The sequence below is a fragment of the Spirosoma lituiforme genome, assembly GCF_054776635.1.
Genome location: NZ_BAAHBO010000004.1, coordinates 388,634 through 411,636, shown reverse-complemented (window position 1 = coordinate 411,636; position 23,003 = coordinate 388,634). Strand labels below are relative to the sequence as shown.

The following is a 23,003-nucleotide window of genomic DNA, read 5'->3' as shown; positions in this document are numbered from 1 at the left end:
ACAAACAATATAGCTGCAACAAGGGTTTTTTCAGTGTATAAGCTCTCTGGCTTACTAACTGATTACCCTTATGAAAGCTACGAATCAAATCGACGTATTGGATACTCCTTCCGATCTCAAGGAGAAAGGTATACAACAGGTTGCCGAGGCTGTTAATGGTCTGGTTGCTGATGCCTTTGCGCTGTATATCAAGACGAAAAATTATCACTGGCACATGTCGGGTCGCCATTTCCGCGACTACCATTTGCTGTTGGATGAACAAGCAGACCAGATTTTTGCTACCATTGATCCCCTTGCCGAACGGGTTCGTAAACTAGGCGAAAACACGATCCGGTCAGTCGCTCACATCGCCCAGTTACAACGCGTGAAGGATAATGATGAAGATTTCGTTGCGCCAAAAGATATGCTGGTCGATTTGATGAACGAAAACAAAAAGATGGCGAAAAACATGCGCGATGCGCACAAGATAGCCGATGATGCCGAAGACGTAGCGACGGCTAGCCTGATCGAAGTGTACATCGACGAAACCGAACGGCGTACCTGGTTCCTGTTCGAAACCACACGGGAGTTGAACTAAAACTCAGATAGACAATACTAAAAATGGGTGCCACGGTTTTTTCACTGTGGCACCCATTTTTAGTATTGTAAGATATAGATTAATCGATCATGTCAAAGCCGCAGTAAGGAACCAGTACTTTTGGAATTCTGATCCCTTCCGGCGTCTGGTTGTTTTCCAGAATCGAAGCCAGAATACGCGGCAGCGCCAGGGCCGATCCATTCAACGTATGGAGAAGCTGCATTTTTCCCTCAAGCTTCGATCGTAGTTTAAGTCGATTTGCCTGATACGTTTCGAAATTAGATACCGAGCTGACCTCCAACCAGCGCTCCTGAGCCGCTGACCAGACTTCCATATCGTAGGTAAGCGCCGACGTAAAGCCCATATCGCCCCCGCAAAGCCGCAGAACCCGGTAAGGAAGTTCCAGCTTTTGCAACAGCGACTGCACGTGCAGGCTCATTTCTTCCAGAGCTGCGTATGAGTTTTCTGGTTTCTCGATGCGAACCAGTTCCACCTTGTCGAACTGGTGTAATCGATTTAACCCCCGAACGTGCGCCCCCCACGACCCGGCTTCCCGCCGGAAACAGGGCGTATAGCCCGCATTCTTCACCGGTAGCTGATTCTCGGGCAGAATCACATCGCGGTACATATTCGTGATGGGTACTTCCGCCGTTGGGATCAGGTATAGCTTATCGTCGGTGGCAAAATACATCTGCCCTTCTTTATCAGGCAATTGTCCCGTAGCAAAACCCGAATCTTCGTTGACCACAATGGGCGGCTGTACTTCAAAATAGCCAGCATTGATCGCTTCGTCGAGGAAAAAGTTGATTAGTGCCCGCTGGATTCTGGCCCCTTTGCCTTTGTAGACTGGAAAGCCCGCTCCTGCAATTTTTACACCCAACTCGAAGTCAATGATGTCATACTTTTTGATCAACTCCCAATGGGGTTGAGCAGCCCCATGGAGTGTAGGTTTTTCACCATGCTCCAGCACTACTTCGTTTTCGTCGGCACTGCGGCCAGCTGGAACGCTGCTATGGGGGAGGTTGGGAATGGTAACCAGAACAGCCTGCAAATCAGCTTCTACCTGGCGAAGTGCGTCACCAAGGTCTTTCGAGCGAGCTTTTAAATCCGCTGTTTCTGTTTTGGCCGCTTCGGCCGCGGTTTTGTCTCCGGCTTTCATCAGCGCCCCGATCTGGCCTGCTTTCGCATTGGATTGCGCCAGCACATCGTCAAGCTCCCGTTGGGTATCGCGCCGTTTCTGGTCGAGCGTCAGCACATCATCGACCACCGTTTCGGCATTGGCAAAATTTCGTTTACGAAGGCCTGCCAGTGTGGTCTCTTTGTTTTCCCGGATAAAATTAAGTTGTAACATTACGCTATGTCGATTAGGCGTTTAATAACGCCAATGAATTCTTCAGTTTGCGGTAGTAAGGGGAGAACGTCTTCTGCCGTGAAAATGGCAAAGTCTTCATAATCACTATCATTGCGTTCATTAAACAGCTGGGCATAAAACCTCCCCATTCTACAGACAGCAAACTCGTTTTAACAAAATGCAACTCTAACATCGCTTTTGCACCAGAATACGCCTTTACTTTTATATCATTCTTGAATAACAGAGCAGATACCGCATGAAAAGCAGCGTAATACAAACGATTTATAGCAACTTCCCAATCCTGAGCTGAAATCAATGTTTTGGCAACTCAAAAGTCTTTATCAGCTTTCTCTAGTCGAAAAGCAACAATTTCATCTTTCGTTATGCTCATAATGCACGGCCATCCTGTCTGATATTTTTGTAGAGGGGCGTTACTTCCAAATTTTTCCAGTCTGCCTTATTCTGGATAACGGTTCCTATGACACGCTCACTATCCAATTCAAGATAAAACAGACTATCGCGCATCCGCCGTTTGAAGGCTCGATCAACGATGGCATCTGTCAAGACTAAAAAATCCTAGTCCGAGTTCTTACGAGCATCCTTACGAGCTTGCGAACCGAATAACCATACTTCCGCCTTCGGTTCTATGTCATGGACGTACCGTTTGACCTCCCGTAAAAATTGCTCGTCAGTCATGGTTATTTTTAATTAAAGGATTTTTAAAACCATTTAGGGCCCAGGCTATAATACTAGACAGCAAACAACCCCTCGTTTAGGGCATTCAGCGCTTCGGCTTTATAACGGCCGTGAACCAGCAGCGACAGATTGCTCTCCGTACCACCATACGAAATCATCCGAATCGGGATGTTTTTCATGGCATTAAACACCCGAACGGCAACCCCTTCGTTATCGGCGCTGAAGTTGCCAACAATGCAGATAATCGTTTGATCGTGGTCTGGTTCTTCGAGCGTACAGAACGTATTTAACTCGTCTGTAATCTCCTGAAGCCGCTCGGTATTATCAATCGTAACGGATACCGACACTTCAGACGTGGCCAGCATGTCGACCGGCGTTTTGTATTTCTCGAAGATCTCGAAAATACGGCGCAGGAACCCATACGCATTCAGCATACGGGTCGAGTGAATGTACAACGCCGTAATGCCGTCTTTGGCCGCAATTGCCTTGAATACCTCGCTGGATGTACGGTCGGCAATAAGCGTACCCGGCGCAACGGGGTCCATCGTGTTTTTCAGCCGTACCGGTACACCAAACATCCGAGCGGGTGTGATGGTCGACGGATGCAGAATTTTTGCCCCGAAATAAGCCAGTTCAGCGGCTTCATCGAACGTCAGCTCGCGAACGGGAAACGTATTTTTAACGATACGCGGGTCGTTGTTGTGCATCCCGTCGATGTCGGTCCATATTTGGATCTCCTCCGCCCGAATGGCACCGCCAATCAGAGACGCCGTGTAATCTGAACCACCCCGTTTGAGGTTATCGACCTCGCCCCGTGGATTCCGGCATATGAAACCCTGCGTAACGATAATTTGCTTGTCGTTGTGGGGGGGCAGCAGTTCACCCAGTTTTTGTTCCGTATACTGAATTTCAGGTTCGTTATCGGCATCAATCCGCATGAACTCCAGCGCCGGCAACAGCGCCGAACGAACACCTTCCTCGTCCAGATACGCCTGAAAAATCTGTGTACTCAGCAATTCACCTTCTGCCACCAGTTCCTTCTCCTGCTTGAGCGTAAATGGCTTGATACCCGTTAACGACCGGATAAACGAAAACTCGCTGTCAACCAGTTGCTGACCGGCGGATTTTCCTTCGTTCGTTTTATACAGTTCACCCAAAAACTCGTCGTAATGCGCTTTCAGGGCGTCGATTTTCGTGTTGGCTTCGGCGTCATTATTGGCCTTCAGTGATTCGCCAATAGCCAACAGGGCGTTGGTCGTACCAGACAAAGCCGACAGAACGACGATTTTACGGGTATCGTCACTGGTAATCAGAGTACGGATGGAGTGCATACGCTCGGGCTTCCCGACCGATGTGCCACCAAATTTCCAGACGTGCATGTTTAAGGAGTGAAAGAGTGAATGAGTGCCAGAGCGATGGAGTGTCTGGAAAGCTTTCGCTCCTTCACTCGTTCGCTCGTTCACTCATTAGAATTTACTATAAACTTGTTGTTGTAAGCCGAGCATTTTGATCGCAGTTATGGCCGCTTCGTCACCCTTGTTGCCGTGTTTCCCGCCTGCCCGATCGAGAGCCTGTTGTTGGTCGTTCGGGGTTAGTACACCAAAAATGACGGGCTTGCTTGTCTTCAGACTAACGTTGGTTAGTCCCTGCGCCACCGCATGGTTGATGTAGTCATTGTGTTTGGTTTCGCCCTGAATGACGCAGCCAAGGGCAATAATAGCGTCAATATCGTCACGCTGTGCAAACCACAGCGAGGCCAGACTCAATTCGTAACTACCCGGCACATTACCGCGAATAATGTTTTCGGGCTTTGCGCCATGCTCAAGCAGTGTTTTATAGGCTCCTTCAAAGAGGGCTTCGGTTACCTCCGTGTTCCATTCGGACACTAAGATGCCAAACCGCCGATCGGTTATATCGGGTAATTCGTCTGTCGAAAAGACGCTGAGGTTTTTTAAGTCTGATGCCATGTTGTTCTTTCCTAGTCTACTGAAACGCCAGCGGGACAAAAGTTAAAAAAAAAGGACAAAACCGGGTCGGCTTTGTCCTTTGCTGTACTGATTTAGTCAAATACGCTTATGACTCGCCAACCGTTGCTTCAAGTACGGATTTGTACTTCTTCGCGTTGCCCAATTCGGCGGATTGACTGTATTTCTCAATAATTTCGTTGTAAGCTTCGATGGCCTTATCGTTCTGTTTGGCCTGCTCATAGGCAACGGCTAGCTTCATGAGGTAGCCAGGCGTAAAAAATTTGTTTGGTTTGTAATCAGCCGCTTTCCGGTAATAATCAGCCGCTTCACCGAAGCTTTTCTTCTCCATGTAAGCATCGCCGATGAGTGCGTAGGCACGACCCTGAACTAGCAAATCCGATGAGCTGAAACCTTTCAGGTGATCAATGGCTTCATCGTACTTCCCCTCTTTTATCAAGCCGACACCGGCGTAAAACTCGGCCAAATTGCCACTTGGTGTGGAGCCATAATTGTCCGCAACAGCCAGTAAGCCAGGGTTTTTGCCATCGCCATTGAGGGCTTTTTTCAATGAATCAGCTTCCAGTTGATAAACCGACGGAAACAGTTCTACCTGTGCTGCTTCATCCTGGGTGCTTATGTAGTACCGATAGCCGAAGAAACCAACAACCAGCAGGACGATCCCGCCAAGAATGCCTAGAACAATATTTTTGTTCTGCTGGAAATAATCACCAACGTCTTCTAATTTTCCTTCTAATGCGTCCGGGTCTTCTAAAAAGTCCAGGCCTGGATTCTTCTTGCTCATGATTTTGCAATTTGGAGTGCAAAATTAGGAATATTTACAATCACGGAAAAGGGTATGCCTCAAAAGTTTACGATTCATTTTGCTCCTGCAAGGTCATGTCACGCACAGCCAGCACTTCCGACGACCGTACGGGCCTGATTTGATGGGCTAATAATGTTTCAATAGCTATGGCTTCGCCGGTCAGCGTGACAAATTCAACTTCAAATGCCTGGCCATCATTGTACACGGTTAAAATCGTACCAACGTCACCCATTTTCAAGCGTCCACCGGCTATATCTTCCTGTAATACAACTAAATCAAACTCATTCATACGTCAATAGACTAGTTCGAAAATAAAAACGACCAAGCGCAAAATCTTGTTTTGTTAAAATTGAGTTAACTTTGCGTCGCTAATCTTATTAAGGGGTGCCCAAACCTAACGGGCTGAGATTATACCCATTGAACCTGCGCGGGTAATGCTGCGAAGGGAAATGAATTCGCAGATCGTGTCTGTGAGTGTTTGCAAAAATCATACCTAATCAAAGGTAGGTTTGGCCCCTTGCCTACCGTCAGCAGTTTTTCGTAATGAAAAAAACGACGGTCTATATTCCCTTTTGTGTAACCCTGTTGTGGTTAGCGACCCTGCCTGCCTGGGCACAGCTTACCCTTTCCGGTAAAGTCAGTGATGCTGATGGCGGCCCGCTGCCGGGAGCCGCTGTTGTTGTTGAAGGCACCTATAAAGGTACGTTTACCGATGCTACCGGCGCTTTTCAACTGACCAATCTGAAGTCCACGGCTATAGCTCTGCAGATATCTATGCTGGGATACGAGACGCAGCGCCAGGCGATTGATCTTTCTCAAAACGACGTATTATCGATAAAATTATCGAAAACGGCCGTTGCCGTCGACGAAGTGGTGGTAAGTGCTACCCGGGCCAACCAGAAATCGGCCATCGCCTACACGGACGTAACGCGCCGGGAGTTGAACAAACTAAACCTGGGTCAGGATATTCCGCAACTGCTGAATTTCACCCCCTCAATCGTTACTACGTCCGATGCCGGAGCGGGTGTAGGTTATACTGGTATTCGGATTCGCGGGTCCGATGCAACGCGGGTCAACGTTACCCTCAATGGTATTCCGTACAATGATGCCGAATCGCAGGGAACGTTTTTTGTTAACATGCCTGATTTTGCTTCGTCTGTCAGTTCCATTCAGATTCAGCGGGGTGTGGGTACATCAACCAATGGAGCCGGGGCGTTTGGCGCATCGGTCAATATTCAAACCAACAAGCTGGAAGAAAAGCCTTATGCCGAGGTAAATCTGTCGGGTGGTTCGTTCGGAACGCGCAAGGTAAACGTCCTGGCCGGAACGGGTTTGCTCAACAATCATTTTGTGCTGGACGCGCGCTTATCCAAGATCTATTCTGATGGTTACATTGATCGGGCATTCTCCGATCTGAAGTCGCTTTACCTTTCCGGTGGCTACTACACGAAAAAGAGTTTTTTCCGGCTCAATGTGTTCTCGGGTCAGGAAAAAACCTACCAGGCCTGGAACGGTGTGCCGGAGGAGTTTTTGACAACCAACCGAACCTACAATTCTTTTACCTACGATAATCAGACGGATAACTACCAGCAGGACAATTACCAACTGATCAGCTCGCATGAACTCAGCAAAAACTGGCGGGCCAATCTGTCCTTCTTTTATACTAAAGGCAAAGGATATTACGAGGAATTTAAAACGGCAGCCAAATTCAGTAGTTATGGCCTGCCCAACGTTAGTATTGGCGATTCAACCATCCGTCAGACGGATCTGATTCGGCGACTTTGGCTCGATAATGACTTCTACGGGGGTGTTTTCTCTTTCGATTATAACAGCTTCGGCAAATTAACGGCCAATATTGGTGGTGGCTGGAATCAGTACAAGGGCATTCATTACGGCGAAATTATCTGGTCGCGGGTAGCTGGCAATACGAATATTCGTGACCGGTATTACCAGGACGACGCAACCAAACGTGATTTCAACGTATACGCGAAAGCCTTTTATCAGTTCACGCCAAAACTTAACGCTTTTGTCGATGCCCAGATTCGTACTATCAACTACTCATTTCTGGGGTTCAACAGTCAGTTACAAAATGTTCAGCAGGATGCCAAACTGACGTTCTTCAATCCGAAGGCAGGTTTTACCTACACTATCAACGATCGTAGTACCGTCTATGCGTCGGTAGGAGTGGGCCAGCGTGAGCCCAACCGAAACGACTATACACAGTCGACCCCCGAAAGCCGACCGAAGTCCGAGAAGTTGATCGACTACGAAGCGGGGTATAAAGTTCAGAACGAGAAGCTGGCCTTTACGGCCAATGCTTACTTTATGAACTACACCAATCAACTGGTTTTGTCGGGTCAGTTAAACGATGTGGGGGCTTACAACCGAGTGAATATTCCATCGAGTTACCGGGCTGGTATCGAACTGGAAGCCGGGGCTCGGTTGGCCCGACAGCTGCGCTGGAACGTTAACGCAACGTTCAGCCGGAACCGGGTGAAAAACTTTACGGAGTACCTGGATAATTTTGATAACGGACAGCAGGAAAGTCGTCAGTATGGCCAGACGGATATTTCGTTCTCACCAAACGTAATTGCCGGATCGCAGCTGCTGTTTACGCCGGCGAAAGGGCTGGAGCTGGGGCTTTTGTCGAAGTATGTCGGCAAGCAATACATGGACAATACCGCCAACGAAAACCGCAAGCTGAACTCGTATTTTACAAACGACATTCGCCTGATTTACACCGTAAGGCCCAAATTCGCACAAGAAATTGCGTTCACTGTGTTGTTCAACAACGTGCTGAACGAACTTTACGAATCGAACGGCTATACGTATGCCTACATTTCGGAAGGAAAAGTAGCCGCCGACAATGGATACTATCCGCAGGCTGGCCGGAATTTTCTGGCGGGCGTGCGCATTCGTTTCTAGGTTAGCTTATGGAATGCCCACGCGATGGCGCAAGGCTCTAGCCTTGCGCCATCAGAACTCTAAATCACATAAATCCCGGTTCTAACCAATAGCCTGTTCCAGGTCCTGAATTAGATCTTCTACATCCTCAATGCCGACGCTGAGCCGGATGAGGGTGTCTTTGAGGCCATTCCTGATCCGTTCCTCCTTCGGGATGCTGGCGTGCGTCATGCTGGCCGGGTGTGTACAAAGCGACTCAACGCCCCCCAACGATTCGCCAAGTGAAAACACCTCAAAACTCTCCATGACCCGAACCGCTTCGGGCATCGAATCGCCCTTCAATTCGAAGGAAAGCATACCCCCGAAGCCGCGCATCTGCTGTTTAGCCAGTTCATGACCGGCATGCGACTCCAGGCCGGGGTAATGCACCTGACTTACTTTGGGGTGCTGCTGCAGATACTCCGCCACTTTCTGGGCATTCTCGCAGTGTCGCTGCATTCGGATGTGCAGGGTCTTGATGCCGCGCAACACCAGAAAACAATCCTGTGGGCCGGGTACCGCTCCGCACGCATTCTGAATGAAAGCCAGGCGCTGGGCGGTTTCATCATCGTTCAGAACAATGGCACCCATAACCGTATCGGAGTGGCCACCGAGGTATTTGGTGACGGAATGCATGACCATATCGGCCCCTAAATCGAGCGGGTTTTGCAGGTAAGGCGAAGCAAACGTATTATCGACCACCAACTGAATCTGATGCTGCTTGGTGAGGGCAGCCACCGCCGAAATGTCGACCAGACGCAGCAACGGATTCGTGGGTGTTTCGATCCAGACCATTTTCGTGGCCGGGGTGATCAAGGCTTCCAGATTAGCCGCGTCTGACAGGTCGACGAACGTGAATTTAAGCCCGAACTCCTGGTAGACCCGTACCATGATCCGGTACGTGCCGCCGTAAAGATCGTTGCTGGCAATGATCTCATCACCGGGTTTGAATAGCTTCAAAATAGCATCTGTTGCGCCCAGACCCGACGAATAGCAGATGCCATGCTTGCCGTTTTCGAGAGCAGCGAGGTTGTTTTGCAGCACCGTTCGGGTGGGGTTCTGGGTGCGAGCGTATTCGTACCCTTTGTGCTTACCCGGCGACTCCTGAACGTAGGTCGATGTCTGGTAGATGGGCGTCATAATAGCGCCCGTTGTGGGGTCCGGTTCAATACCGGCATGGATGGCTTTGGTTCCGAATTTCATACTCAAATGTAACGAAGATTGTCGTGTGGAATGGTACGTTTTGCGACAACTCAAACCACAAGTGCCATTTGCCCGTTTGATAGAATGTGAAACTCGCCATTCCTAAATCGCTTACTGGTCCGGCCCTGGCGGGTCTGGCGTTATCGGTAACACCTATCGTTTTTACGTCCCTGCTGACCTACTATGCCGTAGTTCACGAGGCTACTATTGCCAGCTTTACGGCCTGGCAGTGGGCAACCATAACAGTTATTTGTGCTGTCACCTCCGCCGGACTTACCCCGCCCACAATGCTGGCGCTGATTTTTGGTTACTTTCTGGGCTGGAATGCGGTGCTACCCCTGTTTGTGATCAATTTCGGCGGTATTCTGTTCATTAACCTACTGGTACGCTGGCTCGACCACGATCGGTTTCTGGCTTTCCTGAACCGAAATCCCAAAGCGCAGTCAGTGCTGGACCGTATCCTGAATAACGAACTGGAGGTTATCTTCTTCGCCAAATTATCGCCCATTCTCCCGTTTGGCTTAACCAATCTGCTGTTTGCATTATCGGGCGCGAAGTTGAGAAACATTCTCCTGGGGGGCTTTCTGGGCATGACACCCCGCACCCTGATCGCGATCTGGTCTGGTCACGAAGCCCGCGAAATCAAAGCATTACTCGAAAATCCGAACCAGAGTTCCTGGACGCAAATCGTTATCATTGGCCTGATTGTCGTTTCCATTGCCGGACTATGGCAGGTCATTCAGCGGTCGCTCAAGTAGCATTTGTCGGTTCTGTCGGCTGCCACTCAGAGATGTTCGGCCACCAGGTCAATCAATCGGTTATGACCCGTTTTGAACACGGTTAACTCATAGTGATGGAGTTGCCGGGTAAAGGGCAGTATGTACGAACCGGGAATAATCCGGTCGAAGGCTCCGGTAAAAAAGCGAACCTGGGTCGATTGGTTATTCAGCCGTTCCGCGACTGTGCTCATGTCTGAATGAATTTGGCGGAATTGGGTCCAACTGTTGTAGACTTGTGTGCGCTGGTCAATCGTACCCAACGAAATTTCGGCGAAGCGCATCACTGTCCGGTTGAGTAAACCTAGCGTCGTGAGGGCATGCCCCAATGTAGTCAACATCGATAAATGCCGCAATGTGTACCGAAAGAGCCAGCGGCCCGGTTGGGAGGCTGTTGCCAGCCAATACCAGCGATTGAGGGTAATGCCATCGGGCGCAATCAGCAGGAGTTGGTCGAGCCGATCCGCGAAGGCTTCGGCGGTTGCCAGCGCAAACCGGCCCCCCAGGCTGAATCCCACTATGGAAAATCGGTCGATAGACTGAGTAGCTAAGAAGCAGTCGATCAGGTAGCTCCACCTGCTTTTGGTCAGCAGACTCGATCCTGTGTACTGGCTATTACCGTGAAAAAATAGATCAACGGCGTATAAGGTGAATCGGCCATCCAGGGCTTTTTCGAGTGGGCCAAACGCCTTGTGATCCTGCCCAAAGCCATGAAACGCCAGTAATACCGCCAACCCATTACCGTATTTCCGGTACGTGATGCGACTATCGTCGATTAAAAATTCTTGTGCACCATCGGCTGCGAGCATAGGGGAATACGTCGGTTCAGGCATTTATCTTTTCTTCGTCAAACCACCCGCGATCATAAGCATCATTAATTTAGCGTATGCTACGCGTAGTAAATAACGCAAATGGTATGCAAGCATACTAATTGCCTATTTTTTCTTATTTTTACCCTAGTCAATGAATATAGAGTTTAATGTTTACGAAAGTTCGTTCATTTCTCTGGTCTGACTCACTTCTCAAGAAACGATTAATGGTAATTAAACGCAATTCAGATGGCAACAGCAACGCTGGACTTACAGGGATTGAATTTTAATTTGTCGGAGGAGCATCTTGCTGTGCAGGAGGCCGCCCGCGACTTTGCCCAACATGAATTATTACCCGGCATTATTGAGCGCGATAACGAAGCCCGTTTTCCGGCTCAGCAAGTCAAACGCATGGGCGAACTTGGCTTTTTGGGCATGATGGTGTCACCCGACTACGGTGGGGGTGGTATGGACACTGTTTCGTACGTGCTGGCCATGGAAGAAATTTCCAAAATTGATGCTTCGGCTTCCGTTATTATGTCGGTCAACAATTCGCTGGTGTGCTTTGGGCTGGAAGCGTACGGCACCGAAGCGCAAAAACAACACTACCTAACCCGGCTGGCTTCCGGTGAAACGCTGGGAGCGTTTTGTTTGTCGGAACCCGAAGCCGGGTCCGATGCTACCTCGCAAGCGACTACTGCCGACGATAAAGGGGACTACTATTTAGTGAACGGGACAAAAAACTGGATTACAAACGGTGGGTCATCCGGTATTTGCTTGGTTATTGCGCAAACGGACCGGGAGAAGAAACACCGCGGAATCAATTGCCTGATCGTGGAGAAAGGAACGCCCGGCTTTGTTGTGGGCAAGAAAGAAGATAAAATGGGCATTCGGGCATCGGATACCCACTCGCTTCTGTTCACAGACGTTCACGTACCGAAGGAGAACCGCATCGGCGATGACGGATTTGGCTTCAAGTTCGCCATGTCGACCCTCAATGGTGGGCGTATTGGTATTGCGGCTCAGGCGCTGGGCATTGCAGCCGGCGCGTATGAGCTGGCCTTGAAGTACAGCCAGGAACGGAAAGCCTTTGGCAAACAAATATTTGATCATCAGGCTATTCAGTTCAAACTGGCCGAGATGGTAACCAAAATTGAAGCGGCTCGCCTGCTTGTGTACAAAGCTGCCCGCCTGAAAGATGAGCACAAAGATTACGTTCAGGCAGCGGCAATGGCCAAATTATTTGCGTCAGATGTAGCTATGTGGGCCACAACCGAAGCTGTACAGATTCACGGGGGCTATGGATACGTAAAAGAATTCCACGTAGAACGGTTAATGCGGGATGCAAAAATTACTCAGATTTATGAAGGTACATCTGAAATACAAAAATTAGTAATAGCCCGGGAGCTGATACGCTGAGTAATTTCTTGGTAAAATAGAATTTTTCTAAAGGTGTAGTGCGTGTTCAATGCGAATACGCACTATTTTTTTTATTATTTGGAAACTTTTATACTTGTATTAGTTTTGTACAAATTATTAGTTTTGTGCAACTTTGTGCACAAACACAATCTGGGGAGACACACCTTCGGCTATGGAAGACTATAATAAAATAATCGAATCGCTGGGCGTGAAGTTTATTAAGGCCCGCAACATTCGGATTTTACAACCGATCACCATCAAAAATTTCTATGATGTTGAAAACACACTACTCATTTTATTCAATGGCGACGTATCCATTGGCGATGAAAAGATAAAGGTAGATGTGGGTGATATGTTGTTTATTCCGGGTGGCAAACACGTTACGGTTACCTACGGCGACCCGACAAACCCTAAAATCGTCTCGAATGAAGAATTCATGACGCACCGGGAGTCGTATTGGGAAGGTAACCATGATCCAAAGCTGATCGGCCACCTGCCGAACTCGTTTGGGTATGTATCGTTTGAAGCCAAGGTCTTTGACTCAGTCAACTTCTTCAACTCACTCGATGTTCCTCCGTTTATCATCAAGCGGGAAGAGCATCTGGCAACGACTATTGATCAGATTCTGGCGGAAGAAATGACCGATCTGGCCGGTAAAGGACGAATTATCAAGATCAAGACGGAAGAGATCGTTATTGAGGTGGTTCGGTACATTCTGAAAAACCACCTGTTCGTCGAGCAGCTCGTTACCAACAGTACGTATTTCAAGGATCCACGTCTGATCGACATCTTTGCTTACATCAAAGAAAACCTCGGGGGCGATCTGTCGAACAAGGTGCTTGCCAACGTAGCCAACGTTTCGGAGGATTACGTGGGCCAGTATTTCAAGATGCTGACCGGAATCAACCCGCAGGACTACATCGAATACCAGCGCATGGAAGCAGCCGTTGGGTTATTACGCACAAGCAAAAAGAGCATTCGGGCCATCGGTGCCGAAGTTGGGTATAAAGACACGGCTTACTTCTGCCGTCGGTTCAAGATGATGTTTGGCATCCCCGCCGGGAAAATGCGCCGTCGGGAATCACTGATGAATGTATAAGTAAGGAGCATCGTAATAAACGAGAGAGCGTCACAAGCGGCCAGGAGGCAGGAGTAATCCAGCGTCGGCCGTTTGTGACGTTCTCTCGTTTGTGGTTTGATCGTAAATCAGCGCAGGCTTATTTCGATAGGAAGGGTGTAGAACACGGATACGTGTTTACCGCCAACTTCGCCGGGTACCCAGCGCGGCATCTTCTCGATTGACGAAATGATGTTTGTCATGAAGCCCTCCAGATTTTTCAGCGTTTTCTTATCGAGCGGCTTCATCGTGATTCGGATATCATGTACGTAGCCTAACTCATCGATGATAAAACGCGCTGATATCGGGCCTGTATCGTAACTTTTCTTGGCCACCGAGTTGGGAACACGAATGGTTTCGGCCAGATACGTACTTAATGCAGCTTTTCCGCCCGGAAATTCAGGCTGGCGCTCAGGAATGGTATACACTTTGCCATTTTGCGCCTGGGCAGCAACGTTGGTACCAAAAAAGATGGGTGAGAGGGCGATAGCTGCCAGCAGCAGCCAGGTTGAGACAGAACGCTTCATAGATTAAGCTCTTACAGCTGACTGATTAAACTCCCGAACGACTGTTGACAGTTGCGGTAACAAATCCGGATCCTGCTCGATACCGTTGCCAACAACGATTAAATCGGCGCCCGCTTTCATGGCCTGATACGCTTTTTCGCCCGAATTGATACCACCCCCAACAATGATGGGAACATCAACCACGCTACGAACGGCTGCGATCATCTCCGGTGATACCGGTTTACGAGCGCCACTGCCTGCATCCAAATACATGAGCTGTAAGCCAAGCATTTCGCCGGCCATGGCCGTACAGGCCGCTACGCCGGGCTTATCGTGAGGAAGCGGCATCGTACCGCTGATGTAGGAAACTGTCGTCTGCGTGCCACTATCGACCACCATATAGCCCGTTGGCAGGATTTCCAGCCTGCTCTTCTTGAGCAATGGGGCCGCAATGACGTGCTGACCGATCAAAAAATCCGGATTGCGGCCTGAAATGAGGGACAACAGAAAGATGGCATCCGCCGAAGATTCGATGTGCAGTGGATTGCCGGGAAACAAAATGATAGGCGTTGCTGACTGACGGCGAATGGCCGCAATGACTTCTTTATGCGAATAGTCCGTCACCAGACTACCCCCAACCAGAAAAAAATCAACGGGATAAACTGCCGTGCGGACAAGTAATTCGGAAAATGCGTTCTGCTCGATCTTATCAGGATCGAGCAGAACGGCAAATGCTTTGCGGCCAGATAATTTATATTCCCGTAGTGTAGTTAACAGGCTCTGTGGGGGCCTGTTTATGGTACTGGGTTGGCTCGGCGGTTGGATTGATGGCATTATTAGTACGTATGCGGGCTAAAAATCCGGTTAGCTGCTCGCGAGCGATATTGGTTAATACTGATGTAATCAGTCCACCAATCAGTCCGCTTGCGGCTGCTGACTTTTGCGCTTTATCTGCCTTCTGTTTTATTGACTTCTGACCATACAGGCGCGGATGGTGTTCGCCGTCTGCGTCGCTTTCGTCATAATCAAAATCCTCGTCGTCTGGTTCGCCGTACTTTTCGGCATAACGATACTCGTCAGACTTGGGCAGAATAGCATTAACAACCAAATATACGGCTAAAGCAGCACCCGCTACAAACGCTGTTGTTTTACCCACTTCCGTCGCGTCGCCTTTTATCGCTTCGACATTGTCAGAAATTGAACTTTTGAAGCGTTCGGTAGCGGCCATCAACTGGGCCCGGCGAGCCGTTGTATCGGCAAAAGGTACTTTAGGATCTTCCATTGTCGTTCGTCCTTGACTCGTAAAAAATGAATCGATTTGTTTGGGATTGGCTACTTGTTTGTCAGAAAAATTGAGTTTGGTTATCGCACCGAACCGGTGTTGTTTGTGGAGGAACGTGTTTGCGCCATCAATTCTTCAACCGCTTCTGATTTTTCTTCCACTTTTTTCTCTTGATTTTTCTTCAAAGCACTATAAGCAAGTACCCGGATTTTTGATTTGACAAAGTCTTTAGCGGTCAACCAAATAATTGTCAAAAGCAGAAAAAACCCGGCTACGATTAAAAAGCCGAGGTATTTACTATTCGTTACTTCGTTGAGGTAAGCAGCTAATAAACTAAATACGAAAATAAGGGTCATTGTTGATAGCAAGGCCAACACAACACTGTGAACCGCCACAACAACACCCTCTTCAATTTTTCCCCGGCTTTCCAGTGTAAATAGCTCGATGCGGGCTTCCAGATAACGGAATATGTTTTCCCGAATTTCTTCCAGGCGTTCGAACATGGTTTCAGATAATTAAATGTCTTTATGCCGTAATTACCAGAAAACGCTCATTTTGTTTTAAGAATGTGAGGAAAATAAAATGGCTCCGATGCATACTGCATCGGAGCCATTTTGAGAAGAGCCTATTATGAACACCAAATTAGCTATGCCTAACAGTCAGAATGTCAGGTTGTTATTTGGACTGTCGTAGCTTGGCTTCGATTGTTTGCTGGGTATGTGGAACAGCCCGGAGCCGCTCCTTAGGAATCAGCTTACCTGTATCCTTGCAGACACCGTATGTTCCGTTTTTGATGCGTACCATAGCCGCATCCAACTGCTGAATAAACTTTTGAAGACGGGCAGCCAATTGACTTAAATTTTCGCGTTCGCTGGTATCAGCACCGTCTTCCAATAATTTTGAATTGCCTGACGTGTTATCGGTGCCGCTATCGTTGCGTTTACTTAGCGATTCTTTTATGTAGTTCAACTCACTACGCGTATCATCGAGCTTCTGACCAATCAGCTTTTCGAATTCCTTCAGATCATCTTCTGAATAACGCTTTTTTTCTTCCTGAAGCATATCAAGTGCTACATTAGATGGTGTGTACCTTATTTGGGTACAAAATTAACGCTTTGTCATCATTAATTCAATGAACAATTGATCAGAAGTCTGTTTTTTTTGAAAATCTACTAAATTGATGTTTGCTAATTCCGCGAATTAATCTACGGTTTGAGTTACAGTAATGGGCAAAGTATATCGTAATAAAAACAAATTATGAATGATTATATGGTTTCTTAATATTACATTAATCTTAGAAAAAATAGGCATTTCACAACATCAGTTTTCATTTGTTAAGTTTGTAAGACACTTCACAATCAAATTCGTTTTAAGAAAGAAGTAAAAGTAAAGACATGGGATATATTGAACCAGCTCCGATAAAAGACAAAGAGAATCCACTCGAATCGATGATGTCGCGTTTCGATGCTGCGGCCAAACTGGTGGGAATTTCGGACGAAATGTACGACATTCTGAAAGTGCCGGCCCGGCAGGTTATCGTTGGGTTACCCGTTACAATGGACAGTGGAGCCATCAAAGTGTTTGAAGGCTACCGCGTGATTCATTCCAATATTCTGGGGCCTGCCAAAGGCGGTATCCGGCTCGATCCGGCGGTACATCTTGATGAAGTTCGGGCGCTAGCCGCCTGGATGACCTGGAAATGCGCCGTAGTCGATATTCCATACGGGGGGGCCAAAGGAGGCATCGCCTGTAACCCGCGGGAGATGTCGGCTGGCGAGATCGAACGACTTATCCGGCAGTATACCGTAGCCATGCTCGACGTTATTGGGCCCGATCGTGACATACCCGCGCCCGACATGGGGACCGGACCACGGGAAATGGCCTGGATCGTTGACGAATACTCAAAGGCCAAAGGCATGACGGTTAACAGTGTGGTAACGGGTAAGCCGCTGGTATTGGGGGGGTCGCTCGGCCGCACGGAAGCTACCGGACGGGGCGTTACAGTGGCCGCGCTGGCCGCAATGGATAAATTACGGATGAATCCCTACCGAACAACGGCGGCTATTCAGGGTTTTGGTAATGTCGGCTCGTTTGCGGCTGAGCTACTCCACGAGCGTGGCGTGACCGTAGTGGCCGTGAGCGATATTTCGGGAGGATACTACAACCAGCACGGTATTGATATTACGGCTGCGGTTGCTTACCGAAATGCAAACAAAGGCACATTGGAAGGATTTACGGGAGCCGAAAAAATCTCGAATGAAGAACTGCTCTCGTTGGCCGTTGATGTGCTGGTGCCTGCTGCGAAGGAAGATGTCATCACTGAAGACAACGCAGCCTCGATTCAGGCTAAAATGATCGTGGAGGGCGCTAACGGCCCAACCTCGGCCAGTGCCGATGAGATCATTAATAGTAAAGGGATTCTGGTCGTTCCAGATATTCTGGCCAATGCCGGTGGTGTTACGGTATCGTACTTCGAATGGGTACAGAACCGCATTGGCTACAAATGGACGCTTGATCGCGTAAACCGTCGGGCCGACCGGGTCATGAAGGACGCCTTCGATCGTGTGTTCGATACATCGCAGCGGTACAAAGTGCCTATGCGTTTGGCCGCCTATATTGTTGCCATTGATAAAGTAGCCAGCACGTATAAATACCGTGGCGGTTACTGATTTGCATAAAGTGTATGATGTGTACGGTATGATGGTTAATTTTGCTCATACTTGATGCATTAAAAACACATCGTTTACTGTATACCATATAACTTATTTATGCGCTTACACCGCGAAGGATTCACCATTATGCTAACAACAGGGCTGGTTTTGCTGGCTATAAATCTGTTAGCGTACTATTATTTATTTTCCGATAATTCGACCGCAATTATCTTATCGGCTATAATAAGTCTGATTCTTTTTGTGCTGATCGTACAGTTCTTTCGTATTCCGAACCGACTGCTCACTACCGGCGAAAAGCAGGTAATAGCCCCCGCCGATGGGAAAGTCGTCGTCATTGAAGAAACCATCGAAGGCGAGTACTTCAAGGACAACCGTCGGCAGGTGTCTATTTTCATGTCACCGCTCAACGTACACGTTAACCGGAACCCCATTTCGGGCACGGTGCGCTACTTTAAGTACTTTCCAGGTAAGTATCTGGTAGCTTGGCATCCTAAGTCGAGTACCGAAAACGAACGCACAACGGTAGTCGTTGAGGCCGCTAACGGAACGATGGTCCTGTTTCGGCAAATTGCCGGCGCTGTAGCCCGACGCATTATCTGGTACGTAAAAGAAGGTCAGCCCGTTAAGCAGGGAGAAGAGTTCGGATTTATAAAATTTGGCTCGCGGATAGACGTATTTCTGCCGCTGGACGCTGAAATTAAGGTCAGCATTGGCGACGTCACTAAAGGGGGCGTAACCGTTATTGCCGAGTTACCGAGTTAAAGAGGTTTCGTAAACGTACTGAACGCCGATGAGTTGATCGTAATGGATAGGTAGAGACCTATTTTCGTTACGATCAACTCATCGGCGTTTACAGCTTGCTGGAACGCCGTTAAAAGGTGGCCAGCTGATAAATATTACGCTCCACTACTTCAATAACAACGACAGTAGGCCGCTCTGCTTTCACGAGAGCAGGGTCCAGCTTGCTGCCGCGCATAAAATACGATTCGTGGAAGTAGCCGGGTAAGTAGTTCATCATGCCGTGACTGAATGAATCACCGATAAAGAGCAGTCGCCCTGGGCCCGGCCCACTGAACCGGGTCGACGGGTAGCCGATGGCTTCGTTGGGAATAAGCGCCAATTGGTGGGCGCTACGCTCAGGAGCTGGCTTGATATAATAATAAACGGGGTCCTTCTGCTCGTTTTGCAGGGTAAGCATGGTGGCCAGATCGCCCGCTCCTCCTTTTTGCTGCTCAATATGGTAATCGGCCAGACGAACCGGCGGTAGGGCGGGCTGGTCTTCCCGAATGCGGTTCAGCAGCGTGGCGCAACCAATGAGGGTGCCGTACTCATTCCAGTGCGTATCGGTCTGGTAATAAACGACATGGTCGCGTTTAGCAGCTCGAAGCGTATCCCGGCTATCGACGAAGCGCAGGTTCGTCTGAGCAATGGCCTGCTTAAGTACATCCAGCCGGGAGGAGTCCCTGCTTTGTTGCAGGTGGTCGGGCAGAAATTCGGGGTAGATCGAGTGCGAATCGGGTGCTATAAAAACATACAGCGCAGCCCCCTGTTCCGCCAGTTCCTGCTGCCGCTGAATCAGATGACTCGCGATACGCCGTGCCGAGTCGGCCGAGAGCGGCTGCAAACCCCGGTGCTGATCAACGACTTTATTGTAGCTGTTGCCCAGATACAGCCAGCCATTTTTGCCCACAACAACCTTTTCGGGTAAGGGGGATTCTTTCAGAACATTGAATTTCCAGCGGCTGTAGACATAAAACAGGGCGTTTCGCCAGCCGAAATTTTCTTTGTAGTATCGATCAAACTGTTTGACAAAACTGCGGACATGCGGGAAATTCAGCGGAGGCATGCCTTTCAACTGCCGGTTTTCGGTGCTGCTGAATCGCGACGAAAGCCCCAATACCTGATCCAGGGTTGGCAAGAGGAGGACAAGGGCAAAAACGACAGCAACTATACGAGTGCGGCTACTATTCATGTTGTTTTTAAGGCCTATAACTGGCCTAGAAAACCAATGTTTCGCTCAACAATCTCAAAAACGACAATGTCAGGATGCTCTTTTTTAACCAGCTTCATATCGCACGTATGATCGCGAACCAGATACGACTCCCGAAAATAACCCGGCAGCGACTGATTCATTGAGAAGCTAAAGGAGTCGCCAATGAGCAACAACTTCGGCAACTGGCTTGAGGAAGTAACAAATCGTTGAGATGGCAACCCATTCTTAAGGTTGTCAATTAGTTCAGTATTTTGAGCAAGCAGAAACCTGGCTGGTTTAATTTTATAAGCTATTGAGTCAACAAGTTCACGGTTCAGCGCCAGCATCGTCACCAGATCACCGCCAACTCCTTTTACCGGAGAAATAGTATAATCTGTTAGACGGGCTACGGGTAACTGAGGAAAATCATTCCGCAGTCGATTCACCGTTGTCAATGAGGCAATCAGCGAACCGTATTCATTCCAGTGGGTATCAGTCTGGCAGTAAGTGACCCGGTCTGCTTTAGCCGCGATCAATGCCTGGCGAACATCTATTATCGGAACGGTCGTATGTTGACTCATGTAGGTTTTGAACCGGTCAAAATTAGACACGCCTGCGTTGATCGGCAAGTAATTGGGTAAGTTCTCGGGATAAATCGAGTACGAGTCGGGGGCAACCAGTACATACAACCTGGCTCCCTGTGCGCTAAACTGGCGCTGGAAGTGAGTCAGGTGACGCGCCATGGACGCCAGCGTATCCGGATGTAACGCGTACAGATTCCGATGCTGGTCAGCCACATGGCCCATACTATTGCCCGGATAGAACCAGTTATTTTTCCCCATCACGACCTTATCGGGTAGGGGGGATGTTTTCAGAACTTTGTATTTCCACTGGCTGTACTGATAGAACAGGGCATTCCGCCAGCCAAAATTTTCTTTATAGTAAGTGTTGAACTGCGCAATGAAGGTGAGCACATGCGGAAACCGGGCCTCCGGAAAGGTAGACAGAATCCGTTTCTCCGGGCTCTTGAACGTTGCTGATAAACCCAGCCATTGATCTAGGGTTGGCAAAATTAGCAAGAACGCAAAGCCAATACTCAGCAAAGTAGATTTAAAGGGCAGTGGTTTGGTGGGGGGCGTCCAGAGATGGAACGGCTGACGTGTAGTCCGAACGGGCGATGACTGTACCATTAGGCTGTGGATGAATGGGCTTGTCTCTAGAACCGGAAGTAGATAAACGGATTGTAGGTATCGGCCGCCAGATACATGACCGCTAATACAAACAAACTAAACAGACCAACAACGTACACCGAATTGAGAACCGGGCGCATGAGTACCAGACGAGCCAGCCAGCGTTCCCAACCCCGCTGGAAAGAGGGGTAAACCGGGGTAGCCAGTATGAACCCCAGCAAGAGCGACACAACCAGTTCGCCGGTCAGAAAATAGGCGGGTGGATACGCCACAATGGACAACGGCTGCGCCCCCAGGCCAAGCATTTTCTGAAGAAAATGAATCGCTTCGGGAAGGGTTTCAATGCGGAAGAAGACCCAGCCAATCAGAACAACGAGTATCGTGTAGGCGTGCGCAACAGGTGGCCAGATCCGCTCCAGACGTCTGCCTAACCCAGCCCGTTCGATGAGCAGAAACACACCGTGATAAAGGCCCCAGATAATAAAATTCCAGCTGGCCCCGTGCCACAAGCCCGTGACGAAAAAGACGATCAGCAGGTTTCGGTACGTTCGTAATTTACTGCCTCTGTTTCCGCCCAGTGGTATATATACGTAATCGCGGAACCAGCTGGACAGCGAGATATGCCACCGGCGCCAGAAGTCCTGAATGGAGCGGGCTACGTAGGGATAGTTGAAGTTTTCTTTAAAGTCGAACCCAACCATTTTGCCCAGTCCGATGGCCATATCCGAATAGCCCGAAAAGTCGAAATAAATCTGTAAGGAATAAGCCACAATGCCCAGCCAGGCCGTTGCCGTTGGGTACGAATCGATCGGGGCGTTGAAGATGGTATCCGCTAAACTGGCGAAGGTATTGGCCAGAAGCACCTTCTTGGCTAACCCTAAAATGAACCGCTCGGCCCCAACGCCAAATTTTTCAATAGTCGTTGTGCGTTCCGCTAGTTCGGGAGCAATGTCGGCGTATCGGACAATAGGACCTGCTATCTGGTGCGGAAACATGGCCACGTAGGTGCCGTAATCCAGAAAACTGCGGTTGGCCCGAATGCGACCCCAGTAAATATCCAGTGTGTAGGAAATGCCCTGAAACGTATAAAAGCTGATGCCAATGGGTAACGCAATGTGGGATAATGCCAGACTATCCGGTACCGGAAGCGCAAAAGAACTGGCTAGGCTACGGACAGAGTCGACAAAAAAGTTGGCATATTTGTAATAGAAAAGCAGGGATAAACTACCCGCCAGCGAAAGCCACAGACCTGCCCGTCGCCGTCCCTGTTCGATTAGACGCCCAGCCATGTAGTTAATCAGCGCCGACAGGAGCAGGACGACTACGACCAGCCCTTCGCCCCACGCGTAGAAACACAGGCTGGCGGCAAACAGAAAAGCGTTATGCCAGCGTTTGGGCAGTACATAGTATACGAGTAGAAAAAAAGGTAAAAACAGGAATAGAAAAATTGCTGAACTGAACAGCATAATTATTCACTTTAGTGGGATGGATACAAAAGTAAGCGTTTCATTTTATATAAATCGACTCAAAACATCCATTAACGTAAACTTGGAAACCACATCATCAGTAGAGGAGTTAACAAAGTAATGTGCTGTTTTTGACTGCTTTAGTCAATTTTAGGTCACTTATGGGGCCAGATTAGCGCAAAAATATACTTTGTGGGGCGAAAGTAATTATTTTGCCTTGCCTCATAAATGGTA

Annotated in this window: 24 protein-coding genes; 7 read left to right on the top strand and 17 right to left on the bottom strand. The window is 48.8% G+C overall.

Annotated features, from left to right (window positions below; translation table 11 throughout):
* Positions 1-70 precede the first annotated feature (70 nt).
* Positions 71-577 (top strand): Dps family protein, encoded by a 507-nt coding sequence (locus ACYU87_RS17125; protein WP_461135298.1) that lies wholly within the window; start codon positions 71-73, stop codon positions 575-577.
* A 79-nt stretch (positions 578-656) separates the two neighbouring features.
* Here ACYU87_RS17125 and serS read toward each other — a convergent pair whose 3' ends face one another.
* The 7 genes from serS to ACYU87_RS17090 all read right to left on the bottom strand — a co-directional run bounded on the left by serS (position 657) and on the right by ACYU87_RS17090 (position 5,703).
* Positions 657-1,928 carry a serine--tRNA ligase gene (gene serS / locus ACYU87_RS17120; protein ID WP_461135297.1) on the bottom strand — a complete coding sequence of 424 codons (1,272 nt, stop codon included), beginning with the start codon at positions 1,926-1,928 and terminating at the stop codon, positions 657-659.
* A 13-nt stretch (positions 1,929-1,941) separates the two neighbouring features.
* Positions 1,942-2,244, bottom strand: coding sequence for a HEPN domain-containing protein (locus ACYU87_RS17115; RefSeq protein ID WP_461135296.1), 303 nt, complete (start codon positions 2,242-2,244; stop codon positions 1,942-1,944).
* A gap of 260 nt (positions 2,245-2,504) precedes the next feature.
* On the bottom strand, positions 2,505-2,624 hold the full coding sequence (locus tag ACYU87_RS17110; protein WP_461135295.1) for a nucleotidyltransferase domain-containing protein: 120 nt from the start codon (positions 2,622-2,624) through the stop codon (positions 2,505-2,507).
* Between the two features lie 53 nt (positions 2,625-2,677).
* Positions 2,678-4,003 (bottom strand): aspartate kinase, encoded by a 1,326-nt coding sequence (locus ACYU87_RS17105; protein WP_461135294.1) that lies wholly within the window; start codon positions 4,001-4,003, stop codon positions 2,678-2,680.
* 87 nt (positions 4,004-4,090) lie between these two features.
* A complete protein-coding gene (ribH, locus tag ACYU87_RS17100) occupies positions 4,091-4,591 on the bottom strand; it encodes a 6,7-dimethyl-8-ribityllumazine synthase (protein ID WP_461135293.1) in 501 nt (166 codons plus the stop codon).
* A gap of 106 nt (positions 4,592-4,697) precedes the next feature.
* Positions 4,698-5,393, bottom strand: a complete 696-nt coding sequence (locus ACYU87_RS17095; RefSeq protein ID WP_461135292.1) for a tetratricopeptide repeat protein — start codon at positions 5,391-5,393, stop codon at positions 4,698-4,700.
* Between the two features lie 67 nt (positions 5,394-5,460).
* Positions 5,461-5,703 (bottom strand): DUF4926 domain-containing protein, encoded by a 243-nt coding sequence (locus ACYU87_RS17090; RefSeq protein ID WP_461135291.1) that lies wholly within the window; start codon positions 5,701-5,703, stop codon positions 5,461-5,463.
* Between the two features lie 254 nt (positions 5,704-5,957).
* On the opposite strand from ACYU87_RS17090, the gene ACYU87_RS17085 reads away from it, so the two are divergent.
* The gene (locus ACYU87_RS17085) at positions 5,958-8,339 is read left to right on the top strand and encodes a TonB-dependent receptor (RefSeq protein WP_461135290.1); all 2,382 of its coding nucleotides are present in this window, start codon (positions 5,958-5,960) and stop codon (positions 8,337-8,339) included.
* A gap of 81 nt (positions 8,340-8,420) precedes the next feature.
* On the opposite strand, the gene ACYU87_RS17080 is transcribed toward ACYU87_RS17085, so the two are convergent.
* The gene (locus ACYU87_RS17080) at positions 8,421-9,560 is read right to left on the bottom strand and encodes a cystathionine gamma-synthase (RefSeq protein ID WP_461135289.1); all 1,140 of its coding nucleotides are present in this window, start codon (positions 9,558-9,560) and stop codon (positions 8,421-8,423) included.
* A gap of 86 nt (positions 9,561-9,646) precedes the next feature.
* Here ACYU87_RS17080 and ACYU87_RS17075 point away from each other — a divergent pair, with 86 nt between their 5' ends.
* Complete coding sequence (locus ACYU87_RS17075) at positions 9,647-10,318, top strand: TVP38/TMEM64 family protein (RefSeq protein WP_461135288.1); 672 nt, start codon at positions 9,647-9,649, stop codon at positions 10,316-10,318.
* A 26-nt stretch (positions 10,319-10,344) separates the two neighbouring features.
* On the opposite strand, the gene ACYU87_RS17070 is transcribed toward ACYU87_RS17075, so the two are convergent.
* A complete protein-coding gene (locus ACYU87_RS17070) occupies positions 10,345-11,145 on the bottom strand; it encodes an alpha/beta hydrolase (protein ID WP_461135287.1) in 801 nt (266 codons plus the stop codon).
* A gap of 249 nt (positions 11,146-11,394) precedes the next feature.
* Between ACYU87_RS17070 and ACYU87_RS17065 the strand changes: the two genes are divergently transcribed.
* Positions 11,395-12,564, top strand: a complete 1,170-nt coding sequence (locus ACYU87_RS17065) for an acyl-CoA dehydrogenase (RefSeq protein WP_461135286.1) — start codon at positions 11,395-11,397, stop codon at positions 12,562-12,564.
* A 172-nt stretch (positions 12,565-12,736) separates the two neighbouring features.
* Entirely contained in the window at positions 12,737-13,663 is a 927-nt protein-coding gene (locus ACYU87_RS17060) for an AraC family transcriptional regulator (protein WP_046578520.1), read from the top strand.
* 107 nt (positions 13,664-13,770) lie between these two features.
* Here the strand turns inward: ACYU87_RS17060 and ACYU87_RS17055 are convergent, their stop codons facing one another.
* From ACYU87_RS17055 to ACYU87_RS17035, 5 genes are all read right to left on the bottom strand, one after another.
* Positions 13,771-14,208 (bottom strand): energy transducer TonB, encoded by a 438-nt coding sequence (locus tag ACYU87_RS17055; protein ID WP_461135285.1) that lies wholly within the window; start codon positions 14,206-14,208, stop codon positions 13,771-13,773.
* A gap of 3 nt (positions 14,209-14,211) precedes the next feature.
* Entirely contained in the window at positions 14,212-15,021 is an 810-nt protein-coding gene (locus ACYU87_RS17050) for a phosphoglycerol geranylgeranyltransferase (RefSeq protein ID WP_461135284.1), read from the bottom strand.
* Positions 14,939-15,469, bottom strand: coding sequence for a hypothetical protein (locus ACYU87_RS17045; protein ID WP_461135283.1), 531 nt, complete (start codon positions 15,467-15,469; stop codon positions 14,939-14,941). The genes ACYU87_RS17050 and ACYU87_RS17045 overlap by 83 nt, the downstream gene beginning before the upstream one ends.
* Positions 15,470-15,549: 80 nt before the next feature.
* Positions 15,550-15,972 carry a phage holin family protein gene (locus ACYU87_RS17040; protein ID WP_461135282.1) on the bottom strand — a complete coding sequence of 141 codons (423 nt, stop codon included), beginning with the start codon at positions 15,970-15,972 and terminating at the stop codon, positions 15,550-15,552.
* Between the two features lie 172 nt (positions 15,973-16,144).
* Positions 16,145-16,531, bottom strand: a complete 387-nt coding sequence (locus tag ACYU87_RS17035; protein ID WP_461135281.1) for a TraR/DksA family transcriptional regulator — start codon at positions 16,529-16,531, stop codon at positions 16,145-16,147.
* Between the two features lie 332 nt (positions 16,532-16,863).
* Between ACYU87_RS17035 and ACYU87_RS17030 the strand changes: the two genes are divergently transcribed.
* Together ACYU87_RS17030 and ACYU87_RS17025 are read left to right on the top strand one after the other, a co-directional pair.
* The gene (locus ACYU87_RS17030; protein WP_461135280.1) at positions 16,864-18,138 is read left to right on the top strand and encodes a Glu/Leu/Phe/Val family dehydrogenase; all 1,275 of its coding nucleotides are present in this window, start codon (positions 16,864-16,866) and stop codon (positions 18,136-18,138) included.
* 99 nt (positions 18,139-18,237) lie between these two features.
* On the top strand, positions 18,238-18,903 hold the full coding sequence (locus ACYU87_RS17025; protein ID WP_461135279.1) for a phosphatidylserine decarboxylase family protein: 666 nt from the start codon (positions 18,238-18,240) through the stop codon (positions 18,901-18,903).
* Positions 18,904-19,012: 109 nt separating this feature from the next.
* Here the strand turns inward: ACYU87_RS17025 and ACYU87_RS17020 are convergent, their stop codons facing one another.
* Genes ACYU87_RS17020 through ACYU87_RS17010 form a run of 3 tightly spaced genes read right to left on the bottom strand, consistent with a single transcriptional unit; the run spans position 19,013 to position 22,769 of the window.
* Positions 19,013-20,113, bottom strand: a complete 1,101-nt coding sequence (locus tag ACYU87_RS17020) for an alginate O-acetyltransferase AlgX-related protein (protein ID WP_461135278.1) — start codon at positions 20,111-20,113, stop codon at positions 19,013-19,015.
* A 14-nt stretch (positions 20,114-20,127) separates the two neighbouring features.
* The gene (locus ACYU87_RS17015; protein ID WP_461135277.1) at positions 20,128-21,303 is read right to left on the bottom strand and encodes an alginate O-acetyltransferase AlgX-related protein; all 1,176 of its coding nucleotides are present in this window, start codon (positions 21,301-21,303) and stop codon (positions 20,128-20,130) included.
* 26 nt (positions 21,304-21,329) lie between these two features.
* Entirely contained in the window at positions 21,330-22,769 is a 1,440-nt protein-coding gene (locus ACYU87_RS17010; RefSeq protein ID WP_461135276.1) for an MBOAT family O-acyltransferase, read from the bottom strand.
* Positions 22,770-23,003 lie beyond the last annotated feature (234 nt).